General features: G+C 44.1%; 19 protein-coding genes. 9 read left to right on the top strand and 10 right to left on the bottom strand.

The window, feature by feature from the left end; all coding sequences use genetic code 11:
- The first annotated feature begins 10 nt into the window (after positions 1–10).
- A complete protein-coding gene (locus QZ323_RS08120; protein ID WP_294634099.1) occupies positions 11–1327 on the top strand; it encodes an ATP-binding protein in 1317 nt (438 codons plus the stop codon).
- A gap of 51 nt (positions 1328–1378) precedes the next feature.
- Here the strand turns inward: QZ323_RS08120 and QZ323_RS08115 are convergent, their stop codons facing one another.
- Together QZ323_RS08115 and QZ323_RS08110 are read right to left on the bottom strand one after the other, a co-directional pair.
- A complete protein-coding gene (locus QZ323_RS08115) occupies positions 1379–1810 on the bottom strand; it encodes a GtrA family protein (RefSeq protein WP_294634098.1) in 432 nt (143 codons plus the stop codon).
- 5 nt (positions 1811–1815) lie between these two features.
- Entirely contained in the window at positions 1816–2517 is a 702-nt protein-coding gene (locus tag QZ323_RS08110; protein WP_294634097.1) for a CDP-alcohol phosphatidyltransferase family protein, read from the bottom strand.
- Between the two features lie 367 nt (positions 2518–2884).
- On the opposite strand from QZ323_RS08110, the gene QZ323_RS08105 reads away from it, so the two are divergent.
- The 4 genes from QZ323_RS08105 (at position 2885) to QZ323_RS08090 (ending at position 6164) form a co-directional block, all read left to right on the top strand.
- Positions 2885–4057, top strand: coding sequence for an iron-containing alcohol dehydrogenase (locus tag QZ323_RS08105; protein ID WP_294634096.1), 1173 nt, complete (start codon positions 2885–2887; stop codon positions 4055–4057).
- 126 nt (positions 4058–4183) lie between these two features.
- Entirely contained in the window at positions 4184–4723 is a 540-nt protein-coding gene (locus tag QZ323_RS08100; RefSeq protein ID WP_294634095.1) for a Crp/Fnr family transcriptional regulator, read from the top strand.
- Positions 4724–4800: 77 nt separating this feature from the next.
- Positions 4801–5484 (top strand): hypothetical protein, encoded by a 684-nt coding sequence (locus QZ323_RS08095; RefSeq protein WP_294634094.1) that lies wholly within the window; start codon positions 4801–4803, stop codon positions 5482–5484.
- The gene (locus QZ323_RS08090) at positions 5481–6164 is read left to right on the top strand and encodes a hypothetical protein (protein WP_294634093.1); all 684 of its coding nucleotides are present in this window, start codon (positions 5481–5483) and stop codon (positions 6162–6164) included. Before QZ323_RS08095 ends, QZ323_RS08090 begins: the two co-directional genes overlap by 4 nt.
- Positions 6165–6471: 307 nt before the next feature.
- On the opposite strand, the gene QZ323_RS08085 is transcribed toward QZ323_RS08090, so the two are convergent.
- From QZ323_RS08085 to QZ323_RS08050, 8 genes are all read right to left on the bottom strand, one after another.
- Positions 6472–8973 carry a hypothetical protein gene (locus QZ323_RS08085; RefSeq protein WP_294634092.1) on the bottom strand — a complete coding sequence of 834 codons (2502 nt, stop codon included), beginning with the start codon at positions 8971–8973 and terminating at the stop codon, positions 6472–6474.
- Between the two features lie 28 nt (positions 8974–9001).
- Entirely contained in the window at positions 9002–10240 is a 1239-nt protein-coding gene (locus QZ323_RS08080; protein WP_294634091.1) for a fimbrillin family protein, read from the bottom strand.
- 42 nt (positions 10241–10282) lie between these two features.
- On the bottom strand, positions 10283–11332 hold the full coding sequence (locus QZ323_RS08075; protein ID WP_294634090.1) for a fimbrillin family protein: 1050 nt from the start codon (positions 11330–11332) through the stop codon (positions 10283–10285).
- 196 nt (positions 11333–11528) lie between these two features.
- Complete coding sequence (locus QZ323_RS08070) at positions 11529–12581, bottom strand: fimbrillin family protein (RefSeq protein WP_294634089.1); 1053 nt, start codon at positions 12579–12581, stop codon at positions 11529–11531.
- Between the two features lie 105 nt (positions 12582–12686).
- Positions 12687–13730, bottom strand: coding sequence for a DUF5119 domain-containing protein (locus QZ323_RS08065; protein WP_294634088.1), 1044 nt, complete (start codon positions 13728–13730; stop codon positions 12687–12689).
- Entirely contained in the window at positions 13727–15013 is a 1287-nt protein-coding gene (locus tag QZ323_RS08060; protein ID WP_294634087.1) for a DUF3575 domain-containing protein, read from the bottom strand. Before QZ323_RS08060 ends, QZ323_RS08065 begins: the two co-directional genes overlap by 4 nt.
- A 510-nt stretch (positions 15014–15523) precedes the next feature.
- Positions 15524–17098 carry an Rne/Rng family ribonuclease gene (locus QZ323_RS08055; protein ID WP_294634086.1) on the bottom strand — a complete coding sequence of 525 codons (1575 nt, stop codon included), beginning with the start codon at positions 17096–17098 and terminating at the stop codon, positions 15524–15526.
- A gap of 353 nt (positions 17099–17451) precedes the next feature.
- The gene (locus QZ323_RS08050; protein WP_294634085.1) at positions 17452–17727 is read right to left on the bottom strand and encodes an HU family DNA-binding protein; all 276 of its coding nucleotides are present in this window, start codon (positions 17725–17727) and stop codon (positions 17452–17454) included.
- Positions 17728–18115: 388 nt separating this feature from the next.
- Here QZ323_RS08050 and mutY point away from each other — a divergent pair, with 388 nt between their 5' ends.
- The 4 genes from mutY to QZ323_RS08030 all read left to right on the top strand — a co-directional run bounded on the left by mutY (position 18116) and on the right by QZ323_RS08030 (position 21731).
- The gene (mutY, locus tag QZ323_RS08045) at positions 18116–19156 is read left to right on the top strand and encodes an A/G-specific adenine glycosylase (RefSeq protein WP_294634084.1); all 1041 of its coding nucleotides are present in this window, start codon (positions 18116–18118) and stop codon (positions 19154–19156) included.
- Positions 19157–19273: 117 nt separating this feature from the next.
- The gene (ssb, locus tag QZ323_RS08040; protein ID WP_294634083.1) at positions 19274–19720 is read left to right on the top strand and encodes a single-stranded DNA-binding protein; all 447 of its coding nucleotides are present in this window, start codon (positions 19274–19276) and stop codon (positions 19718–19720) included.
- 23 nt (positions 19721–19743) lie between these two features.
- Positions 19744–21090, top strand: a complete 1347-nt coding sequence (locus tag QZ323_RS08035) for a gliding motility-associated protein GldE (RefSeq protein ID WP_294634082.1) — start codon at positions 19744–19746, stop codon at positions 21088–21090.
- A gap of 8 nt (positions 21091–21098) precedes the next feature.
- Entirely contained in the window at positions 21099–21731 is a 633-nt protein-coding gene (locus tag QZ323_RS08030) for a 4'-phosphopantetheinyl transferase family protein (protein WP_294634081.1), read from the top strand.
- The last annotated feature ends 64 nt before the right edge of the window (positions 21732–21795 follow it).

Below are 21795 nucleotides of genomic sequence, written 5' to 3'. Positions count from 1 at the left end.
AGTTGAAGATGTGCGAATAAAGTTCTATTTTTCCATACTCGTATTTTTCCTTTTGGGGTTAGGCGGAATGCTGATCTATTTGTCGAAAGGAATACAGCCATTGCATCTTTATATGGTGGAGGGGGGCATTGTTTTTATTCTGATGTTTCTGATTGTCTTCTACCGTAAGATCGTGAAACCGATGAACATCATTGGCAGTGGTATGGAGTTGTTGCGCGAACAGGATTTCAGTAGCCGACTCAGTAAAGTGGGACAATATGAGACGGACCGTATCGTAAATGTCTTCAACCGTATGATGGAGCAACTGAAGAATGAACGCTTGCGTCTGCGTGAGCAGAATCACTTTTTGGACCTGCTGATTCAGGCTTCCCCTATGGGAGTGGTCATCACTACATTGGATGGCGAAGTGTCGCAGCTCAATCCGATGGGATTGAAAATGATGGGGGTGCAACTGGAAGAGGTGATGGGCAAGAGGATTGAGGAGATTGATTCTCCCTTGGCAGAAGAACTTGCTGCCATTCCCAAAGACCATACGTCAGTCGTGCAACTGAATGATGCCAATATTTATAAGTGCACTCATTCTTCTTTTATCGATAGGGGATTCCATCATCCCTTCTACCTGATAGAGAAGATGACGGACGAAGTGATGCGTGCCGAGAAGAAAGCGTATGAGAAGGTGATCCGGATGATTGCGCATGAGGTGAATAATACGACGGCTGGCATTACGTCCACGCTCGACACTGTCGAACAGGCACTCTCTACGGACAACGATATGGAGGATATTTGCGAAGTGATGCGGGTTTGTATGGAACGTTGCTTCTCCATGAGCCGTTTCATTACCCGTTTTGCCGATGTGGTGAAAATTCCCGAACCCACTTTGGCGCTGGTGAAGGTGAATGACCTGGTCGCTATGTGTAAACGCTTTATGGAAGGGATGTGTGCCGACCGCGACATTCTGCTGGTGGAAGAGTATGATCCGGACATGGAAGATGCCCGTTTGGATGCCATACTTTTCGAGCAGGTGCTGGTGAATATCATAAAGAATGCAGTAGAGAGTATAGAACATGCTCCCGAAGGCACCGTTACTGCCCAAGGGCGGATTGTGGTGCGTACGATTGCACCGGGTACGATTGAAGTGGTGGACAACGGTCCTGGTATGACGAAGGAAACGGAAGCGAAGATCTTCAGTCCTTTCTTCTCTACGAAACCGAACGGGCAGGGGATAGGATTGGTGTTTATCCGCGAGGTACTGACGCGCCACGGGTGCTCGTTCTCATTACGCACATACAGTGACGGGTTGACCCGATTCCGTATTATCGTGAAATAAGAGGATCTATCTTCTTACAAAAGGAATTCTCAAAAGAAGAGTGAACAAAATTTAAACAGCCTCTTCGCTTCTCCCGAACAAGAACTTCTTTCTGAAAACAATCGTGTCCGCCAGGAAGTAATTGAATAATCCGGAAATGAGCAAAGCCGCCCAATTGCATACAATTACGTCCCATTCAAATATCCGTTGGAACACCAGTAGGAAGAACATCTTTACCAAGAAACCGACAACGGAAGAGAGATTGAAAATGGAGAAGCGGATCCAGAAGTCACGTTTGCATCTGCCGCTTATACGGTTTTTCCATATCCAATAGTACGAGCACAGAAAGTTACTCATTACTGCAAATTCAAACGAAATAACGGGGGAGACGACATAAACTCCCCAATATCCGCTGAATAAGAAGCTTGAGCATATCCACAAAATGAACGTATCCACACCTGTACCCAACAGGCGGCTTATTACAAATTCTAAATAAGTACGCAAGGCTGTCAGTCTTTGTTTTCGGGGTTATAAGGTTTCAATGGGTCACGTTCTGATAAGATGCGTCGGTCGGTAACGAACTGGCTGAGCCATGCCACGAAGAGAAATACGGCAATCAGCAGACCGGCAATGTCGAATATTCCCAATGTCTGTCCGGAGATGGTGTAAGTCAGTTCCGGCAAGGCAGTGTACATAAAGATGGTATTGATAAGGATGATGACCAATCGGAATTCAGTAGGACCGAAGCTACCGTAGGTCAGTCGGAATTCATCTTTGATGATGGTGGAGATATAGGTGTAAATGGATAGAACCAGATAACCGGCCAAAACCAACATGGCAACATCCAGTCTGAACATCGGAGAAAGTCCTGCACCAATGCACATGATACAAATGGTAATGGCATCCAGCGTATGGTCTATGAAGAACCCGTAAATAGGGCGTTGGGCATGACGTACACGAGCCAATGTGCCGTCTAAGCTATCACCATACCAATTGATTAACAGTCCTAAAGATGAAATCCACAGATAATTCCTGTCTATATGTGCCAATATGAAACCTAAAGCACAGACTATTGCGCCGAATACTCCTATATAAGTCAGGATATCTGAAGTCATCCATTTTGGTTGTCTTTCTGCCAGCCATATCAAAAGTTTCTTTTCTGCTGCGTTCAGCAATGAAGTTTGAATCCTGTTTGATAATTCTTTTCCCATTTTTATTTTTTTTGCAAAAGTATATTTTATATTTGCAAATGGATGTACCGGAGGACGTCTTTTGAAACTATTTAACGATTATAAAAGAATGTTTCGGTTGATTATGGGGATATAGGAAGAAGGTATGGGCGATTATTGGGACATTTCTTGGGTCGGGGAGTCAAACGAAAGATGATATGTTTTTATTTGTCAGTGATTCGTTGTTCCGAACAAATCACTATTTTTGTGATGGATATCTAAGAGTCTGTTTAAATTTTGTTCAGCTTTCTTTTGAGAGTTATTTTTGAGGATGAATAAAAAACTTTTTGAAGGAAATTTAAACAGGCTCTAAAAGCTGAATAAAATGATTTAATAAAATAGATGGGGCATGAATGATTTTGTTTTTTACAGCCCTACCGAATTTGTTTTTGGCAAAGGAACAGAGAGTCGGGTGGGAGTGTTGGCACATAAATATGGTGCACGGAAAGTGATGATCGTGTATGGTGGTGGTTCGGTAGTGCGTAGCGGACTGTTGGACAGGGTAAAACATTCTTTGCAAGAGGCGGATATACAGTATTGTGAGATGGGGGGCGTACAGCCTAATCCTGTGGATACGAAAGTGTATGAAGGTATTGAGATTTGCCGTCGTGAGCAGGTCGACCTGTTGCTTCCCGTAGGTGGTGGTTCGGTCATAGATACAGCAAAGGCGATTGCTGCCGGTGTGCCATACGAGGGTGACTTTTGGGATTTCTTTATAGGCAAGGCCAAAGTGGCGAAGGCATTGAAGGTGGCCGTCGTATTGACCATTCCTGCTGCGGGCAGCGAAGGTTCGGGCAATTCGGTCATTACGAAAGTAGATACGCTTCAGAAGCTGAGTCTGCGTGTGCCGGAGTTGTTGCGTCCTGTCTTCTCCATCATGAATCCTGAGCTGACTTATACACTTCCGCCTTTCCAGACCGCCTGTGGCATTGTCGACATGATGGTGCATATCATGGAACGTTACTTCACCAATACGCAGGATGTGGAGATTGCCGACCGAGTATGTGAAGGTACGCTGACGGCTATCATCAAAGAGGCTTATCGCATCAAGCAGAACCCGGAAAATTATGGTGCGCGTGCCAATATCATGTGGTGCGGAACGATTGCCCATAACGGTACCTGTGGGGTGGGGTGTGAAGAGGATTGGGCGTCACACTTCTTAGAGCATGAAGTAAGTGCCATCTATAATGTAACGCATGGGGCTGGATTGGCTGTCATCGTGCCGGCATGGATGACTTTCATGGCTGAACGTCATCCCAGGAAGATAGCTCAATTTGCCAACCGCGTCTTCGGCATTCCCGAATCGGAAGACTTGGAAGAGATGTCTTTGGCAGGAGTGGCTCGTTTGAAACACTTCTTCCGCTTTATGGGGTTGCCGGTCAGCTTTAAAGAGTTGGGCATTGAGCATCCGGATATCGACCGTCTGGCAGATAGCCTGCATCGCAATAAGGGGGAACTGGTAGGTAACTATGTGAAATTGACTAAGGAGGATAGTAAGGAGATTTATCGCCTGGCGTTGTAAGCTGTTTCCGCTAAGCTTTTCCAGCTGTGCTTTCTTAGCAACTTTATATAAAGGATAGTCCATATAGACATATTTGCCAAACAATTGAAAATGAAAAATTTCAATACATACATAGATGTTATAGATATGACTTACTGGCGTGAACTTTGTTCACGAAAGGGTACATTGACATATTATCGGAAAGGAGAACCTTTTGTTTTGTGCGGTGACCTCATCAAATATTTTGGCTTTATCCGGAAAGGGTACTTCAAATATACCCTGACAGATGCAAAAGGGGACGAATCTATCACAGGGTTTGTGTTCGAAGGTTGCATAGTCGGTGATTTTCTGAGCACTATGCACGAGAAACCGATAAAGACAAACATAATTGCAGCTACGGATGCGGAAGTCATGCAGTGTCCGGCTTCCGAATTGAAATGCCAGCTTGAAAACTCACCGGTACAGTATCGGATGTTGGCTGAAGGTTTATTTAACCAAGCCTATACACAATATCTGAGTTTGCATACTCTGTCGCCCAAAACACGCTATCTTGCCTTACTGAACAGCTGTCCGGAACTTCTACAGAATATCACGCTTAAAGAGCTTGCCTCCTTTTTGCGAATTACGCCCACGCATCTGAGCCGCATTCGGAAAGAATTGACCTTTGCAGATTCTACTTCCCTGTAGATTCTACTCTCAACCTATGTTGAAGATTATTTGGTTGCCATGCCCTAATTTTGGGGCATCAACCAAATTTAACTATTATGAAACAGTTTAAAACATCCAACCTTCTACTGGCTGCTATGGCTGTATGGAGCGCACTGACACTTCATTCCTGTCAAATCGTAGAACTTGTAATCGGTGGTACAACCTACTACGATACGGAAATTACAACGAAAGACAATCAACTGATTACCGGACGAATAGGCGGACAACGCTCTTCCAACCTCGTTTCCGGTTCCAAGACCATCAGCATCAAAACGGACGAAGGAAGGAAGAAGGTCAAGAGCGAGAATATTCAATACATGACACTGGCACGCAAAGGACATCCGGAGAAACAGCAGACGCTTGTGTATACGGATTGCAAGATGCCATACACTAAAAAAGGCGAACAGCGTTTCCGTACATTCAAGAACTGGCAGGTCTTGAACAGCGTGGGAGACCATCTTCTCATCACGGCGTATGGTCATTCATACAGTCTTGCCAAAGATGGGGCTTTACTCATCACATATAGTAGGGACGAGGGGATAAAATATTGCATCCGGCGCCAGAACGACGACTGTCCGATACTTTTCGGCAGAAGCATATCCAGCCGTTCGTATATGCGCAAACAGTGGCAGGCATATCTTTCCGACGATCCTGTATTGTGTCAAAAGATAGCAAATAAAGAGATTGATGCATTCGATTTTACTACCATTGCAGAGCAATATAATCCTACAGGGAAATGACACGATCTTGGGTTTGTAGAACATCTAAAGTCAAGTTTGCCACACACTTTTGCATACGATACCCATATAAGTTCATCCGCGAACGGTTGTTCTTGCTTGTTGCCATACTCTTTATGTCGCACTGGTGTCATGATGTGTCGGCCCAAGAGAGTGGTATCAAGGATGGGGCGGCGCTTTATAGCATCGGATTCGGTTATGAATGGATGTCGGATGCCTATTCTTCAAAAGGATTTGCGCTTGATGTGCGTGCCCGTTTCTATATGTCGGAGCAGCTTTTCGGTGAACTGATGGGACATTGGGGAACCCATGACGGCGGGAAAAGTGTGATGCAAAAGGGTGTTCCTTTCAGTATCCACGATGAACGGAACGTGCTGTTGGGAGCTATCGGACCCGGCTATGAGATATTTCAGAGCGAGAACAAACTGTTTGACGTATATGTCAAGGGACTTGTAGGTTATGGCGTCAGGTCTTCCCGTTACGGTGATTACTATCCGGTCAGCGCTGACGATGGGAAGGTTACACTGGGATGTAAGAAGGATAAGAAAGGGATAGCGGTAGTTGCCGGATTGGGGATAGACACTCGTTTCAGACGTTGGACGCTTACTCCGTCTGTTGATGTATTCTATATCGGAAATGAGTGGAATGTGGCTACTATGATATCTTTCGGCTTCTTTCTATGAGGATTCGGTCTTCATGTCATCTCTTCTCTTTGCGGGGCGTAGAAGGTCTATTTCAGGAGTACTAATATTGTTTGGCATGCAAGAGATAAGATACGGTAATCTGGATAAGCAAGAAACATCCTGTTAGGGACATTTACTGAATATCCCTATCTAAAGATACAAAAAAACAGCCAACTAATTCACAATGCTTTTAGTATGAATTAGTTGGCCGTTTTTTTGCCATTTACTGAATGTCCCTTTTTAATGCCATTTTAATTTTTAGAACATTTATAGCGTATCCCTAAATTATGTCTCTTAATTTGTCAAGTTATTGTTGGACATTGTTTATGCTACGGAAAGCACGTACGCGAAATACGGTGGTTTTGGGTGCACGACCGCTATAGTATTCACCGTGATTACCTCCTTTTATTTCATTTCCACCACCGGTGTAATTATGACTTGGCCCTTTTGAACCACTTTGAATCCATGGATTAGTTTGATCTGAGGGGATTCGTTCAGGTGGGCAATACATTGTGGCACGTGCATATTCTGGATTTTCATTTTCTTGGAGAGTTGGTATTCCTAGTATTCCTGTTGTGTTTGGATCTTTTGCTGTCGCAGAGGACCAATAATAGTTTTGTTGAAATTCCTCAAAAGTGCTGAAATATATTTCTATCGCTTGTTCTAATTCGCTAATACCCGGCATATACCAGTTCTCTTCATAAGTCCCGTCTGGATTACGTCGATTCTTTGCACGACAATAATGAAGTGCAGAAGGGGGAATGTCATCTGGATATGTTTTCATTACATTTATAGGTGTAATCCTGTTTTGTAAGTTCTTAAAGATGTGCTTAGTCATTTCTTGTCCATTGTTATAAACCTCGCAAGGACTAAAAGGATGCCAATTTCCGCTAAGATTTGATTGTCCTATTACTGCATTTGTAGCAAGCCATGCCCCTTCTCGTGCCCACGGTAAACCTTTATAATAAACATTATCCTGCTCATGGTTATCCAACGGGTCACGATGGTCAATGTATTCTTCGTAGTATTCTATATAGCAATCAATATTCTTGTTGTTTTTTATTCCTTGTACCCGCAGCAATCCTCTCTGATCCAATTCAAGTGTACGCTCGCGCTTGTCGTTCTCCTTATTATTATAAGTAATATATACTATGGCGGAACGGTCGCGTACAGAAGCATTCTCATCCACATAAAAATAAATGCGGGAACGAGAACCGTGGTCCGGTCCTGATACCCTGATTTTGGTATTGTCTTTTAATGTCTCAGTAACAAGATTTGTATAGAAATACTCTCGTGCTCCTGTCCCAGCTGCAAAATTACCTCCTTGGATGAAACCTTCTTCTTTTTTACCTTCTTGCATAGTCTTAGAGTCAATCATTTCCATTCGTATCCAGTCGGGTGCCTCTCCGGTAACAGGGTCTTCAAGGCTGACATCTACGTATGATTCAAGGTCGGTTATGCCGGCTTCGCGGCGCAGGAAGTAAAGGTCCATGGGTACAATATTCCAATGGGCGTCGAGTTTGCGTTCATTGACAATGGAGATGTAAATCGGGTTGTCTGTGATGACATTCACACGTCCGTCGAATGTATATTTCTCTTCGTCGCTATTTCGTACGTAGTCCAGACCGCAAATAGTGATGTTGTTCTTGTAACAGCGGTTGCGGCGCACTTCAAAGTTATTGTAAGTATTACTACCCATATAGATGTTGAAATCGGCCGTGTAGGTCAGTCCCTGATGCGTGGTGTAGATACCTTTCAGTACAACGGCAGATGCATTCTTATCGGCAATGGTACGTTTCCAGCGTTGGGTAACAGACTCGTCGTTCGGATCGACACCCGTGGGGTATTGGGGTTCCTTGGTAGGTTTCTGTACATTCTCGTAAGTATAATAGCTGAAAGTCTCAGTTGCTTGTTGGTCGTGCAGAATACGTCCTTCATATTTCACGGTACGTTTGCGGGCAATGTTAGGGTTCTGGCTTTCATCGCCTTCGTACTCAGGAATTTCTGTTGTTTCGTCCGGAGTACCGTCTGCGTTGACGGCAGGCGGAGTGAAGGGAACGAAGTAAGGCATATTACGTACACCATACTCTATCAATTGTAGTTTGGGGAGTGAACGGTCGTGATTGGTTTGGTTGGCATCCAGTCTAACGGTTATGTCCACACGTGCCATGAGTGCTTGCATTTTGATTTGGATGGTTTGATTCTTTTGGCTTAAATCTACGCCTGTGGTAAGTCCTACCATTGGCATTCCCGGTTCGGGTAGCTTACTGATGTCTTCACGCGGTGTGGGGCGGTAAAGCCAGTTTTGTAGGTCGGAAAGCCGGGTTATAATTATCTCTTTATCGGGATCATCTTTATCTCCTTTTACGATGTCTCCACCTTCTGTCCATTGGGTGCGGAACTGATGTCCGTAAATGTTGGCTACAGAATAGACTTGTACGTTGGTTAGGGCATTCTGTCCTACGAATGCATCTTCCGGGATGGTAAGTGAAGCCTGTTGTCCTTCTTCTACTTCTATTCTGTAATAGGCACCGGTGGTATTATTGTTGTTAGGTTTGAGAAATTGCCCTTGGCTGTCGAAGAAGAAGAGATGTAATGTTTTTATCTTTTTTTCTTCGGTATCTTTAGGGGTAAGTTCGTTGGCACGTGTCAATGTTGTTTGCGGCAACATCTTGTCGCAGATGGCTGTCAGGGTAACTCCGTCTTGTGGGAGTACAGTATGGATGTCGTCTATCTCCTGCACGCAGGATGTGATGCCTGTCGTGAGACAGAGTAACGAGGCCAGGAATGTTATGTGAGCTATTTTCATACGCATGTTGTTGTTTTTTGAGTGTCATTTAGTTGATAATAATATCATTGTCGGAACCGTTTTCCCAGTATTCAATATCATCGGCTGTGAACATAAGCAGTAGTTGGTCGCCAATGAAATTCAGGTTGATGGTGTAGCACGTTCCTTGTTCGGGGATACGCCCGAGAGAGAAATTGCTAATCGTTTTTGTTTGTTCCGCTTGTCCGTGATAAGAATAGGTGATATGGATGTTCTTATTGGTACCGAGATATGGCACTGCCGATGTGGAACCATCGGCCTGTGCGTCAAGTTTGGGGAGCAATAGTAGTGTAGTACCTTGCGGCTTGCTCTCGCTAACTCCTACAATTGCAGCAGAGTTGGGTGAAATGCTGAGTGGTTGCCCATCGTTTTTTATAAAAGGGAATGTTCCAGAGTACTTGTCGTCTGTCACCGTCAGTGTAGGGTCAGCAGGAGTGAAGTCTACATTGCCTACACGATAGAAATTTCCATCAATGGACAGTGAACGGATAGTGACGGTATTGGCATTCGGATTATTGGCTACTGTCGGGTTGTAGTTATTGATTTGCAGGCGTAAACCTGTAAGCAAATGTCTGAAATCCAGTTGTATGGCTCCTTGCGTGGGGACATGATCAAATACGGCGGCTATCATGACGTCTTGGGCATCTTCCGTGTTTAGTTCGGTACGGATATCGGTACTCGCCGGATATGGCATGGTATATGTTAGGTTAGGGATGCCACGTGTCTTTTCATCGGCAGGAGTCATACTGAAACCGGAACCGGCAGCTTCGGAGTTATTATAAGGATGGTAAGCAATAAAGGTGTACTGGAACAGGTCGGTATTTGTTACTTTTGCTTCGTCTGATGTATACCAATGTTTCGGTTCATTGAAGGTGATACCATCCTTGCTATACACGCACTTTGCACCATCATAGAATATGGGTTCCTTATACATTACATCAGCATGCGACAGGCTCTTCTTGACCAACCAGTCGGATGTCCCTCCTTGGTAGTTGTCGATGTCTGACTCCAATTGATAGGGTACGCAATATCCCAATACGCCGAATACTGTATTTTGCGTGATGTTGTTCATCAGTGTAGCGCGTGTTTCGGGGGTATTCATCATTATGGTAGGGCTGGCAAACGTGATATCGTTATGACTGTATTCCGACCATTCCTTCTTCTCGCCGATGTTCTCCGGTAAACATGCCGTGTGCAGGAATAGCAGTGGCAATGTGTATGCAAGGCATTTATAGATACGTATGTTCATAGTTATATGGTATTGTTTTTGATATTCAAATTTTATGTTTTTCTAATCGACGTCAACATTGAAATCCGACCCGTTGACAGGAGCGTACTTCCATTCTTCCACAGTGGGGGTCTGGAAGAATATATGATTACTTATGGTGAAGGGATAGCGGTAACTTTTGCCTGGTTCCCATGTCGCAGTATAGTCGGATAAGTTGAACGTAATGGTGCGTTGCTCGGGAGCACCAATATTATAATGATACTTGATTTCAAAGATGGCATCCGTTAGAGATTGCGGAATAAATAGTATGTTGTCTCCGAAGATGCTGATGCCTTCTGTGGGCAACGGTTCCTCCGAAGAAAAGTTATATTCATCCGACCCGTTGGTAAGTGGGTCTCCAATAAGTGTCCACGAGCCGGAAGGGGGGGTATCATTTATCGTTTCACTGTTCCAGTTACCGATAGTTTTGATGCCATATAGGCGTGCTGAATCGATAATGATACGTCGCTCTGTACCTAAATATTTCTCATCGGAGCGGCCGACGAAAGAAACACGCGACAGTAGGTGTTTGAATGCTAAAGATACTCCGTATTGTGGAATATCATTTTCAGTAGTTATGTCGATATCAGTATGGTTGGCGTACAGTAAATCAACCTTTTCTTCTAAAGTGTTTCCGGATAGGGCATTGAAATTATTGATGGACAATTGGCCTGAGGGGGCTTGGTTATAATCGTATGCAACGGTGCCGGATATAAGGGCTTGGGGATGTGGGTAGAGCGCATGAAAATGATAAGTATTACCGGTGTACCAAAAACGTTCTTCGGTGGTGTAATCCCACTTATCCGTTCCTGCATTGTATATAATGGATTCTTGGTTGAACAGTTGTGTTGCTTGTCCGTTTTCTGTATTCGATGTAAATTGTCCCCATACGGCGTATGCGTTTCCGTCTTTCTTCAGATCCGTCAGACCGTTTATGATCGTACGTGTAAGTGTGGGGAGAGAGAACCGTATGGCCTTTCCATCTTCTTCCCATCCGTTCTCTATCTCGCTGGAACATCCTGTTAGCAGGAAGAGCAACATACATACCGGTAAGACCGGAAGTCTTCTTTTCATTAGCATATCTTTGTTTTTTAGTTATGTTTCTGTTCTTATGAGTCCGTTGTACATTGCTACGGCATCATACATCGTGTGTCGGTTTCCTCTTTTCTTCCGACGTAGTGGCCGAACGGGGACATTCAACCCCGAACGGCCTGTAGGTTATCTAATTTTTATCTTTATTCTTTGTTAGGATGAAAATTAGAAGATAAAATTAGGGGTTTTTAGGCGTTACAATATTTGTAACGCCATCAGTTATGTCTTGATCATCCAGTTCATTCCAATCACTTACTTCTGTAACATCAAACTGAATTGGTTTTAGACCAAAAGTAGTACCACTGATTGTCAATTTATAGTTGTAAGCATTTCCAGGAATCCATTCTGTTACAGTTCCAGTTGATAAAGGAACGGTGATAGTTTTTACAGTATTTTTCTCTTTGTCAAGTTCAATAAATGTATTGTTGGGATTTCTGACAGATACGGTAAACTCAAGTTCAATATCGTCAATTGTTTGAGGAATTATAAAATTGTCAAATAGGTGCTTACTATTAAGTACTTTCAATTCTATTCCTGTTTTATCTTCAAACTCAACTTTGTCATTTTGAATTTGCCAGTTATTTTTGCTAATGGCACCGGCTCCTTGTAAATTCCCAGGTGTAGTAAGTGTACCTTTAGATTTGACTTGTTTCAATTTTATTTGGGTAATACTTAATATAACGTCATTACGCCAGCCGTCAATAAAGGTAAAACGAACTTTGGATAAAGCATGTTTGAAAGTGAAATTTACGACACGTGGATTAGATCCTTTAATTCCATCTGCAGCAGCTTCTGCAACAAGTAAATCTGTTTTTCCATCTGTTACGAAATCGGGGAATGTCATTTGATTGTTAGCATAATTAAATGTAGGTGTAATGCTTAATTGAGGGGCATAGGCAGCAAACTTATATGTGCCTTTCTCTAACCAAAAGTTTATAGGGGAATAGCCCCAACTTTCTCCCCATGTTACGTGTGCACCTGTTGTTTTTCCATCAAATACTACGGTTTCCTCTTCTTTGTCTTCTTCTTTGTAAGTACCGAATACATAAAAACCATTACCTTCTTCTTTCAAGGTTTCCAATGTTTGGCCTTTTTGTTCTGTACGCGTTTGATTTCCTACAAAACTATTAAAACCAATAATTTTACTCTGTGATACTTCTACCACTTCACTTTCCGTACAACTGCTCATTGCTACAATGGCAGCTGCCAAATAAAATAAATGTTTTCTCATTTTAAAATGTAATTAAAATTAAAAAAATAAATACTAAACTCTCTTATGTCTGTTAGTCTGAAATCTCTATTCTTTTATTATTGAAAATCTGTTCTTGAGGAGATATTACAAATTCAACTCAATATCCTCATATTCTCCCCAGCCATCCACGCTTGCGTCAAAACCGGAGCCACCTTCTGTTCCGTCTTTATCGGAAATCTGTATGCCTCCCACTGTGATCACTCCACCGCGTGGCTGGTTCTTCATCTGCTCCGTAATGTCGAACTCGAAATTGAGTTTCTTGCCATTCTTTAACATCAATTCTAAATTGAGTGCATGATGCCGTTCGTATTCTAGTCCTCTGCTGTAGTAACTGTCTGGAAAACCGGGTACACCAAATGACGTTACGCGGGCTTCCGCTCCGTAGTCAGTCAGATTGCAGTCGAAGAGTAACGTAGCAGCTTCTTCTGCTGTCCTACCTTCTTTCAGATAGACACTTTCTGCCATGCCTGCCATTGCTCCACGTGCCAGTGCTACGTATTGTGCTCCTTTCTCGATTTGATAACGAACCAGATAGGTGAATACCAGCGGTCGCATCACTACGGGAAGTTTTTGTCCTCCTTCCACGGCTATGGGTTCGAAGTCGGGAACGAACGAACCGTAAAGCATATCGGGCATATTCACAGTGCGTTCATCAGTGTGTGGTTCGGCAAAGGAAGCCCCTGCACGGGTACGGGTACGCGTAGTTGCATTTGCCGTTGCTGAAGAACTTATATTATTGAAAACGATGTATTCGGTATCGTCATTGTAAAAAAGTATGGAATGTGTGTTGACTGTGGTATAGAGCAATCCGCCGGTTGCAGGCAAGTGGAACTCTTGCACATCTTCTACCTTGGTTTCCGTAGTCTCATATACTAGTGCTGCTATACCTTTGGCCGCGTCAGGTCGCAGGGCGTCATACGTTACTCCGTATGTGTCATCATTCCACGTCTCTTGCCATTGATGTCCGTATGGGCGTTCCCATTCCTGTTCCCAAGTCGCGTTTACATTAGTGCGATAGCCTATTGAATGCATGTCGTGGTCATAACACAGGTCTTTGCGGCAACTACTTAGTAACGGCAATAGCGAAATAGCAACTAATGATAATATGTTGAGTTTGCGATGCTTCATTTTCTTCCTCCTTTCTTTTCTTCATTCCACAAACGCCATACGAATGCGAATTTCAGCTTCAGCGGACCGAAGTAGTTCATTTGCTTGGTTTGCTGATATACATAATGCCCGTCTTTCGGCAAATATTCCTCATAACGTGTATGTAAGAATCCTACTCCTATGCCTGCTTCGAGTGACAGCCGTTTGCCGATGGGCCACATATATCCGTAGCTCAATCCTACCATTTCTGCTTCACCCTGATAACCTTTTTTCCCATTCTCCAGGTCATACCACGTGAAACCACCGAAGATGCCCACGTAGTGGCCGTGCCAAGGTTTACGGGTCTTGAACCAATAGCGTCCCTCCGGGCTGATTGTTGCAAGCTGGTAGTATTTATGTTTCCTGTCGTTCTTCCACCATGCCATGTCGCCCTCCAGGTTTACCGACCAGCGGTCATTGATACGATATTCTATTTCAAGCGAAGGCATCAGTACAGCATCATAAAGTAGGTTGGTCTTGAGGGCAAGACGTTGTGATGCTTCGCTGTTTTGTACCGGTTGCATGCTTTCACCTGATAGTGAAGACGATTCCGGTTGGGTATTTGTAAATTCTTTCGTTGCTACCACCTCTTTTGAAACCTCTTCCGAAGGGGGAAACATATCGTCCACATTCTTATCGGAGGATACATCCGCGTTCTCTACGATATGTTCCTTGCCGTCCGTCGTCTTCAAATAGAGTTGTATGGCTATGCTGCTCCGTAACTCCGGGAAGAGATGCTCGTACATATATCTGTAGGGAATGCCGCCACGCAAGTCCATCAACCGTTTTTTTCTTCCGTCTATGATACGGCGATTGTTGTCGTATATCCATATAGGTGTGTTGACAATGATGTCCGATACCTCGTTTCGCCAAGGTACGTCTAATGTTTCCACTATATGTCGCAATTCTTCCCATGCAATACCGACCACTTCTTCCTTTATCAGGCTGTCAGGTACTTCGGTGTGACTTAGTAGATAGTTGCGCATACACTCCGCCCGTCGGGCCGACAACCGTTCGTTAGCTATATTTGATCCATCGGGGGATGCATAAGATTTTATAACCAGCTGTTCTATGGTATTTGATGCGTGAGCTTCCCGTACCAATTGCAGGAAACGTGTCAGTTGTGCGCGGTTGTCCTTGTAGAGCGTGTCTACCTCGCGATGCCCCAACCGATAGTAGATGCGAATCGAATCGAAGGCTGTCTGTGCCCTACCGGTTCCGACGAACGCAAATGCGGTGAAGAATAATAGGAGTAATTTTTTCATCCGTATTGTATGTTTATTAAAAGTTATCAAAGTGCAAAAATCAACCTATCGGAACGTAAAAATCAACCTGATGGATGTTGAATTTTATGGTAAGTTGTTGAATTATAGATGATCAGCTATTTTTCTGCTGTTGGTATTCATACAATGCATCCATGATTCTGCTACAAATATACTAAAGATATTATTGCAAACAAGCGTGAAATACGAAAAATATTTTAAAAGTTTAGTTTTTGCCTTAAATTTATCTGTTTTATTAACAGGAAATCATCATGCATTTAGACAGGATGGGATACTGTCTCTTCTTTTCGGGATAGGGAATAATAAGGAATAGGGAAGATTGTCTTTCTTGGTGAGGCAAGATATAAAAAAGAGGCGAGTGCATCAAAAATCAGTATTTACTTTCGATTCCCCCGGATTATCGCAAATTTTGTGGACTGATTATTACTGTTTTCGATAAGAATCTGTCAATCTGCGTTATCTGTAGTAGGGTATGACACACACGCCTCTTCTTTATTTAATCTCAAATTCTTCCTTCATGTCAATCTCTTCCCCTTGCGGGTCGTAGAAGACATATTCCAGAAATGCTAATTTCTGGCTTGGAATAATCTTGATACCAAATCCGTATTTCATTTGCCACTTCCGTCTCAGGGAAACAAGCCCTTGATTGACGTAGGCGGCAACATACGGGTGCAGGTGTAACGAGAACTTCTTAATCTTCAGTTTATTGACCAAATAGTCAATTTTACTCTCTAAAGTATCCGTAAATAGGATGGAGGACTTGATCTTACCTTTTCCGAAGCATGTGGGGCAAATTTCTGTAGTATTGACATCCATTGCCGGGCGCACGCGTTGGCGGGTAATCTGCATCAGACCGAATTTGCTGAGCGGAAGGATGTTGTGTCTTGCCCTGTCTTTTTGCATGTTGGCACACATGCGTTCGTAAAGTTTTTGTCTATTTTCGGCTTCATTCATGTCTATGAAGTCCACCACAATGATGCCCCCCATATCTCTCAGCCTCAATTGGCGTGCCAGTTCGTCGGCTGCTCCCAGATTCACTTCGAGCGCGTTGGCCTCCTGCCCGTTGGCATTCTTGGTGCGGTTTCCGCTGTTCACGTCCACTACGTGAAGCGCCTCAGTATGCTCAATAATCAGGTAGGCACCGCTTTTGTATGAAACTGTCTTTCCGAAAGAGGACTTGATTTGCTTGGTGATGCCGAAATTGTCATAGATAGGGAGTTGCCCTTTATACTGCTTTACGATTCCCGCCCGCTCGGGGGCAATGAGAGCTACGTAATCTTTGATTTCGTGGAACACGGCTTCATCGTTGACGTAGATGTTTTCGAAAGAAGGGTTGAACAAGTCGCGCAGCAAGCCTACAGCACGGCTGGTTTCTTCGTAAATCAGTGTAGGATATTTGGTCGCTTTTTGTATTTTGACAACAGCGTCCTCCCAATGTTTCAGTAGTACTTTAAGCTCTCCATCAAGTTCGGCCACTCGCTTTCCTTCGGCAACAGTGCGGACGATGACGCCGAAGTTCTTCGGCTTGATGCTCATCAGCAGTTGTTTGAGGCGGGCGCGCTCTTCACTTGATTTAATCTTTTGTGATACGGAAACCTTGTCGTTGAAAGGAATCAGCACTAAATATCTTCCGGCAAATGAGATTTCGGAAGTCAGGCGCGGACCTTTGGTCGAGATAGGCTCTTTGACAATCTGTACCACTACTTCCTGACCCACCTTGAGTGTGTTGGCTACGGTGCCATCCTTTTCGAGATCGGGCAGTATGGTGGCTTTTGTTATCTGAGGTAGTTTCTTTTTATCGCTTAAAGTCTGCTTTACGTATTTCTCTAAAGAGTTGAATTGAGGACCTAAGTCCAAATAATGAAGAAAAGCATCTTTCTCGTAACCCACGTCCACGAAACAGGCATTCAGGCCGGGCATTAGTTTCTTGATCCGTCCTAAATACATGTTGCCCACAGAGAAGGAGAGGCTTCTTCCTTCGCTTTGCAGTTCCACCAGGCTCTTGTCTTCGAGCAGCGCGATGGAGACTTCTTTGGGCTGTACATCTACAACGAGTTCGCTTGTCACAATAATTGCTTCTTTTTAGCAGTTGACGAGGAAATAGTTGACGAGTTGACGAGAAGGAATGTGGATAAGTTGATGATTTTTGTTCACTATTCCTCTTGTTTCTTTGTTTTCTCGTTTCCTTGCTTCCTTGTTAACTATAGTTGATTACTTAAACAAAGAACAAACCCGCGAGACGAATGGTTTCACAAGTTTGTTCTTTATTTCTGTCTTTCAGACTAAAAAATTACTTTTTGCTTTTGTGTCTGTTCTTTCTTAGTCTTTTTTTGCGCTTATGCGTAGACATTTTATGTCTTTTTTTCTTTTTACCACTCGGCATAGCTTCAATGATTTAAATGGGTTAATACTTTTGTTTATTATTTCTTCACTGAGATGGTGAATGTTTTAGCAGGCTTAAATGCCGGAATGTTGTGTTCCGGAATGATTATAGTAGTATTCTTAGAGATGTTACGAGCTGTTTTTTGCGCTCTTTTCTTCACTACGAAGCTACCAAACCCGCGGAGATAAACATTTTCGTCCTTAGACAAGGATGCTTTCACTGTTTCCATGAATGCTTCAACGGTAGCAAGTACTGTTACTTTGTCAATCCCGGTGTTCTTTGTAATTTCGTTTACAATATCAGCTTTAGTCATTTTTCTTTAAAAAAAATATTATTACTATAGTTTCCTAATTTTTTGGACTGCAAATATATAGCTTTTTGCGCTCTCTAAAAAATATATTTTGGACATTTTTCTAAAAAAGTCTTCCGATTAAGTTTTGTTAGGGTGAAAATGAACTATTTTTGTGCTGTAAACCAGATGTTTCATTCGATATTATTCATATCGGGAGGGAAAAATGGCTTCACTTCGTTGGGAGTAAAGGAGTTAGGGCGCATGTTTGCGGTTGGCAGAAGCTGGGATGCGAACTTGTGCGGACTGCAATGTAGATTCTTATGGCTGTGTCAACTCGTTGATTGATAGCTTCTTTGTGAAACTGTTTCTTGCGTATGGATCATTCGGATGATAAATGATAATAAGAGATATGAAGGAATTTGCTGAAAAGATAGTGGCGTGGTATGCTGGAAACAAGCGTGAATTGCCCTGGAGGGATACTGCGGACCCCTATGTGATATGGATATCTGAAATTATATTACAGCAGACCCGCGTGGCGCAGGGGTATGCTTATTTTCTTCGTTTCATCCGTCGTTTTCCTGATGTGAAAACATTGGCGGAAGCAGACGAGGATGAAGTGATGCGATATTGGCAAGGGTTGGGATATTATTCACGTGCACGAAACCTGCATGAGGCTGCCAAAAGCATGAATGGTGCTTTTCCAACCACGTACGAGGGAGTGCGTGCCCTGAAAGGGGTAGGCGAATATACGGCTGCTGCCATTTGTTCATTTGCCTACGGGATGCCGTATGCTGTGGTGGACGGTAATGTCTATCGGCTATTGTCTCGCTACTTCGGTATAGAAATTCCGATAGACAGCACGGAGGGAAAGAAACTGTTTGCGGCTTTGGCGGAGGAGATGCTGGACAAGTCCCGCCCGGCTATCTACAACCAAGCAGTCATGGACTTTGGCGCCATGCAATGCACGCCTCGTTCGCCTGCTTGTCCGTCTTGTCCTTTAGCAGACGGATGTTCCGCATGGAGAAGCGGACTGGTGGAGAAGTTACCCGTCAAACGACATAAGATGAAAACGACAGACCGTTATTTCAATTATATATATGTACGCATGGGCGCGTGTACCTTTATACACAAAAGGACGGGCGATGATATCTGGAAAAACCTTTTCGAATTTCCATTAGTGGAGACGGCGGAGCCGGTGGTCGAAGAAGTATTCTGTCAGTTACCCGCAGTGCGAGCGTTATTTGCCGGAGATGAACTTTCCGCATTGCGTCTGGTGTGCGGTAATGTGAAACACGTGCTTTCTCATCGGGTGATTCATGCCAATTTTTATGAAGTTGTATTGCCGGAGGATTCAGCTTCCTTCTCGGTCTTCCAGCGGGTGAAGAGGGAAGACTTGGGAGAGTATGCAGTGCCCCGCCTGATTCAAGCCTTCTTAGAGAAACATGGTTAATACCGTTTTTCCAGGAAGTTTAGGAAACTGAGTAAATAAAAATTTCACTTATTCTTGCATGATGTGATTATTCTGTTTAATTTTGGCGCAAATTCAAATAAAAAGAGGAAAAAGCTTATGTCAGTAAATAAAGTGATATTGATAGGAAACGTAGGGCAAGAACCCAAGGTAACCTACTATGAGGGAGGAAATTGTGTTGCCCAGCTATCCTTGGCTACCACGGACAGGGCATATACGTTGCAGAACGGTACGCAGGTTCCCGAACGCACGGAGTGGCATAATCTGATTTTCCGAAACCGTTGGGGAGAGGTTGTTGACAAATATGTGCATAAGGGAGACAAACTTTATGTGGAAGGTAAGATACGTACGCGCTCATACGATGACCAAAGAGGCATCCAGCGCTATGTGACAGAAATCTTTGTCGATAACATGGAAATGCTCTCTTCGCGTGGGGCAGCGGCACCGCAACAGGGTGTGTCGCAAGGCACTGTCTCCGCGCAGTCGGCAGTACAACCGCAGGCCATGCCTGCTCAAGATAATGCAACGGACGATTTACCGTTCTAATTGTTTAACTAAAACCAATATCTTTGGACACAGACGCTTATTCATGCCAGTTGGCAGAAGTTTTTAACGGAATATCCGTACATACCCCTACTATTTCGGCCATTATAGCCATTGTGTTGGCAGGCTTGCTCTTGCTTGTATCCGGTTTTGCATCGGCTTCGGAGATTGCTTTCTTTTCGCTTTCCCCTTCCGATCTGAATGCTATCGGCGAAAGGAAACATCCTTCGGACGAGAAAATCAGCAGACTTCTGGACGATACAGAACGTTTGCTGGCTACCATTCTGATAACGAACAACTTTGTGAATGTGACTGTCATCATGCTCTGCAACTTTTTCTTTATGAGCGTCTTCGAGTTTCATTCCATTATTGCGGAGTTCCTTATACTCACCGTCATACTGACTTTCCTTCTTCTTCTGTTTGGTGAGATCATGCCGAAGATCTATTCGGCACAGAAGACGCTGGCATTCTGCCGTTTTTCGGCACCAGGAATTTGGATGTTCCGTTCGCTGTTCTATCCGTTGGCATCGGTGCTGGTCCGCTCTACTTCCTTCCTGAACAAACACTTCGCCCGCAAGAACCATAATATTTCCGTTGACGAACTTTCGCATGCATTGGAGCTGACAGACAAGGCGGAATTGAAAGAGGAAAATAACATCCTGGAAGGTATTATTCGTTTTGGTGGCGAAACGGCGAAGGAGGTGATGACTTCACGTCTGGATATGGTGGACCTGGACATCCGTACACCATTCAGGGATGTACTGAAGTGTATTGTGGACAATGCTTACTCGCGCATCCCGATTTATTCGGAAAACAGGGACAATATCAAGGGAATCCTGTACATCAAAGACCTGTTGCCGCATCTGAACAAGAACGATTTCCGTTGGCAGTCGTTGATACGTCCCGCTTATTTCGTGCCAGAGACGAAGATGATAGACGACCTTCTGCGCGATTTCCAGGCCAATAAGACTCACATAGCAGTTGTTGTCGATGAATTTGGAGGTACGTCGGGTATCGTAACGATGGAAGACATCATAGAAGAGATTGTGGGCGAGATAAACGATGAATATGACGATGAAGAGCGCACATACGCGGTGCTCAACGACCATACTTGGGTGTTTGAGGCCAAAACGCAGTTGACGGACTTCTATAAGATTACAAAGGTGGATGAAGAGACTTTTGAAGAGGTGGCGGGCGATGCCGACACGTTGGCAGGTCTGCTGCTGGAGCTGAAAGGCGAGTTCCCCGCCCTACATGAGAAGGTGACGTACAATCGGTATGAGTTTGAAGTGCTGGAGATGGACAATCGCCGCATCTTGAAGGTGAAGTTCACCATTCAGCCGTTTCCACAAGCTACAGACAAGGAAAGCTGACCGGGAATATGGCTCTTTTCATGCAGCATACAGAGCCTCGATGCAAGTGGGGCATTTGGAAGATGGATGAATCGCCGGACGAACTGCTGGCTATGCTTCCGCAGCAAGAATCCTACCGGCACGCCCTGCAACGCTTTTCCGCTGAGCATCGCCGCAGGGAATGGTTGGCGGTACGCGTGTTGTTGTATGCATTGCTGGGCGAAGAGAAGACGGTGGCTTATCATCCTAATGGGAAACCCTATTTGGCGGACGGTAGCGCTTCTATCAGCATTTCGCATACCCGTGGCTATGTGTCGGTCATCCTCGGAGAAGACGGTAAGGAAGTGGGGATTGACATCGAGCAATATGGCGAGCGGGTGCATAAGGTAGCTCATAAGTATATGCGTGCCGACGAAACTGCTGCTCTGTATCAGGGAACGGATACATGGGCTTTGCTGCTCCACTGGTCGGCAAAGGAGGTCATGTTCAAGTGTATGAATACAGAAGAAGTGGATTTTCGGGCGCATCTACGCATCTTCCCTTTCGTAGTCTCTCAGTGTGGCGATTTTCTTGCAGAAGAGTATCGGACGCTGGAGAAACTGAAGTTTCATATACATTACTTGTTGCATCCGGACTTTGTGTTGACTTGGCAAGCAAATTAGCCTTAATAAATAGATAATTATGAAATTACGTTGCAATTCTCTGCTTCCTATGCCGAAGGATCTG

Source organism: uncultured Bacteroides sp., assembly GCF_910585845.1.
Taxonomy (GTDB): domain Bacteria; phylum Bacteroidota; class Bacteroidia; order Bacteroidales; family Bacteroidaceae; genus Bacteroides.
Note: the sequence above shows the minus strand (reverse complement) of the source record. Positions and strands in the feature narration are given on the sequence as shown.